This is a genomic window from Actinomadura rubrisoli (assembly GCF_004349215.1).
In the GTDB taxonomy this organism is placed as follows: Bacteria; Actinomycetota; Actinomycetes; order Streptosporangiales; family Streptosporangiaceae; genus Spirillospora; species Spirillospora rubrisoli.
The window spans coordinates 1-2,338 of sequence record NZ_SMKU01000629.1; the positions used below are offsets into that span (position 1 = coordinate 1).

General features: G+C 70.7%; 1 protein-coding gene and 1 pseudogene. Both read left to right on the forward strand.

From position 1 onward, the window contains the following. Positions 1-1,336, forward strand: a pseudogene (locus E1298_RS46290) (DNA translocase FtsK); the annotation flags it as partial. A 314-nt stretch (positions 1,337-1,650) separates the two neighbouring features. Continuing rightward, on the forward strand, positions 1,651-2,217 hold the full coding sequence (locus E1298_RS46295; protein ID WP_131903713.1) for a C40 family peptidase: 567 nt from the start codon (positions 1,651-1,653) through the stop codon (positions 2,215-2,217). The last annotated feature ends 121 nt before the right edge of the window (positions 2,218-2,338 follow it).

The following is a 2,338-nucleotide window of genomic DNA, read 5'->3' on the forward strand; positions in this document are numbered from 1 at the left end:
CCACCACACCACCCACCCCGCCGGCGACCGCATCGGCGAGCAGGATCAGGCGCCCGAACGAGCACCCGAACCAGCACCCGGTCCGGTACCGGGTCCGGCCGCGCCGCAGCAGGCGAGGACCGCCGTCGACCTCGATACGGCCCTGCCCGAGCCCGCCAGCCCCGTGGAAGGTTCCGCAGGTAACCGGGCAGATAGTCCCACGGTTAGCGCTGCCATGGGGCCTGTGGATGGTGGGGTCGGTGATGATGCCGCTGCCCGGGTGATCGCCGATGAGCTGCGTCGGCATGGCGTGCACGCCGCCGTGGTGGGGGCGACGGCTGGTCCGCAGGTGATCCGCTACAGCCTCGCACTGGGCAACGGCGTCAAGATCTCCAAGGTCCGCGCCCTGGTGGAGAACCTCGGCGTCGCGCTGGGGCGCGACCGCGTGCGGCTCATCGCCCCCATGCCCGGGCAACCTGGTCTGGTCGGTCTGGAGGTGCCCAACCCCGACCGGCGACCCGTGCACCTGGCCGATGTGCTGCGCTCACCAGCCGCCACCGGCGAGCACCATCCGCTGATCGCCGGATTGGGTGAGGACGTCGAGGGCCGCCCGGTGGTGGTCAACCTGGCCACGATGCCGCACATTCTCATCGCGGGCGCCACCGGCGCGGGCAAATCCACCGCCCTGAACACCATCATCGCCTCGATCCTGACGCGCGCCACCCCCGACGAGGTGCGGATGATCCTCATCGACCCCAAACGGGTCGAACTGGCCGCCTACGCCGCAATCCCGCACCTGCTCACGCCGATCATCACCGACCCGAAGAAGGCCGCCGAGGCCCTGGAATGGGTCGTCGGCGAGATGGACCGCCGCTACGACGACCTCGCCGCGTCCGGGTTCCGGCACATCGACGACTTCAACCAGGCGGTCAAGACGGGCAAGCTCACGCCGCCGCCCGGCAGCGAACGCGTGTACACCCCGTACCCGTACATGCTCGTCATCGTCGACGAGCTGGCCGACCTGATGATGGTCGCGCCCCGCGACGTGGAGGACTCGGTCGTCCGCATCACCCAGCTCGCCCGCGCCGCCGGCATCCACCTCGTCCTGGCCACCCAGCGCCCGTCGGTCGACGTCGTGACCGGGCTCATCAAGGCCAACGTCCCGTCCCGGCTGGCGTTCGCGACGTCCTCGCTGTCCGACAGCCGCGTCATCCTCGACCAGCCCGGCGCCGAAAAGCTGCTGGGCGCCGGTGACGCGCTGCTGGCACCGGCCGGCGCGCCCCTGCCCACCCGCCTGCAAGGCGCACTCATCACCAGCGACCAGATCAGCCAGGTCGTCGAACACGCCAAATCCCAGCACCCGGCCAACGGCGGGCCGGACCCGCAGACCGCCACCGACCCGCTCACCGCATCCCACGAACAGGTCCTGCAGGCGGTCAGGGCGGGACCGGCGACCACCGGCCAGATCCAGACCCGCACCGGGCTGCCCCCGCGCCAGGTCGATGAACTGCTGAACCACCTCACCCGGTTCGGCTACCTGGTCAAACCCGCAGACCACTACGAGATCCCCTAACCCGGGGCGACACCTCACCGGGGCGACGGACGACACCGGCGCCCCGGCCATGCCCTGCGCGAAAACACGCCCCCCAATCTGCTCAGGAGGTAACCCCGGTGGCCCAAGCCGCAGGCCGGTTCGTCCGCATCGCCCTGGTCAGCGTGCTGGCCTACCACATCAGCACCATCGCCCGCGACGACGCCAAAGACGACGACACCGACCACGCCCGCCCCCACGCCACGGCCGGGGACGGGGCCGGACTTGGCCGGCGCATCGTCGCCGAGGCCAAGACTCAACGCGGAGTCCCGTACTCGTGGGGCGGCGGCGGCCCCAGCGGCAAAAGCCGCGGGATCTGCTGCTCACCCGGCGGATACGACGGCCGCGAAACGGTCGGGTTCGACTGCTCGGGCCTGGTGCAATACGCCGTCTACCAGGCATCCCGCGGCCGGATCACCCTGCCTCGCGTCGCCGCCGACCAGGTCCAGCGCGGCAAACCCGTCACCCGTGACTCGATGCGGCCCGGCGACCTGATCGGCTTCGACCACGGCCAAGGCATCACCCACATCGGCATCTACATCGGCGACGGCCGCATGGTGCAGGCCCCCCAAACCGGCGACGTCGTCAAGATCTCACCCCTGGCACCCCGCGCACACCAGCGCTGGATCATCCGCAGACTCCGATGACCAGCCCACCGGCTATTACCTCCAACCCCTACCTCGATCCGCCGCCCCGGGAACCGTTCAACCGGTCCCGGGGGCCTTCTACTGCCCGAGGGAGACGGCCCCGTCATGTCCCACCCCTACC